Here is a 781-nt window from a genome sequence, read left to right as displayed (position 1 = left end):
ATCTATAGGCTACGATCAGGTAGCCTGAAGACAGGCGATCTCACGCCACATCCGCATCGCGGCTCCTCGCAGCTCTCGATGATGGTCCGCGGGAATGTCGTGGCGGGGAATGCGGAACAGGTTGGCAATCGGATCATGGATGGAGACGAAGCGCTGAAGCTGTCGCGCCGACTTAAAACGCTTCATGATCTTCTCTCGTCGTCGGATCGGCTGATGAGAATTCTCCGCTCGGTTATTCATACCCTTGTGGGAGCGATGTTCAACACCCGGCATAATCTGGCGCCTGGCCGCTCCGTAGGATCGAAGCTTGTCAGTGATCATTACGCGAGGCGATCGGCCTTGCCCTTGCAGAAGCTTTCGCATGAGACGCATGGCGGCCCTGGCATCGCGGCGGCTTTGCACCAGAACGTCCAGCACGAAACCGTCCTGATCTACGGCACGCCACAGCCATTGCTTCTGTCCACGAATGGTGACGGCGGCCTCGTCGAGGTGCCATTTGTCCCCGAGCTTTCCAACTGAGCGCCTGCGGATGTCATTGGCAAAGTGCCTTCCGAATTTCTCCGCCCAAAGACGCACTGTCTGGTGGGAGACGATAATCCCACGCGCGGCCAGCAGATCCTCGACCATTCGCAGGCTGAGCGGAAACCGGAAATACAGCCAGACCGCATGGGCAATCACCTCAGCGGGAAATCTGTGGCGGCGATAAAGTGGGTCACGGGCAATATTCGTCATGCCCATTCATCACATGCCGAAATCGACCGACGGTTAATGTTACGGAGCC

The 781-nt window shown here is 57.7% G+C and carries 2 protein-coding genes; one reads left to right on the top strand and one right to left on the bottom strand.

Annotation, left to right across the window (positions count from 1 at the left end):
- Positions 1-15: 15 nt before the first annotated feature.
- A complete protein-coding gene (locus HGP14_RS35160; RefSeq protein WP_312862251.1) occupies positions 16-678 on the bottom strand; it encodes an IS6 family transposase in 663 nt (220 codons plus the stop codon).
- Between HGP14_RS35160 and HGP14_RS36615 the strand changes: the two genes are divergently transcribed.
- A partial coding sequence (locus tag HGP14_RS36615; RefSeq protein WP_312862252.1) for a hypothetical protein occupies positions 583-781 on the top strand: 199 nt, incomplete at its 3' end. The genes HGP14_RS35160 and HGP14_RS36615 overlap by 96 nt on opposite strands.

This window comes from Rhizobium sp. P32RR-XVIII, assembly GCF_012641395.1.
Lineage (GTDB): Bacteria > Pseudomonadota > Alphaproteobacteria > Rhizobiales > Rhizobiaceae > Rhizobium.
This window is presented reverse-complemented; position numbering and strand designations above follow the sequence as displayed.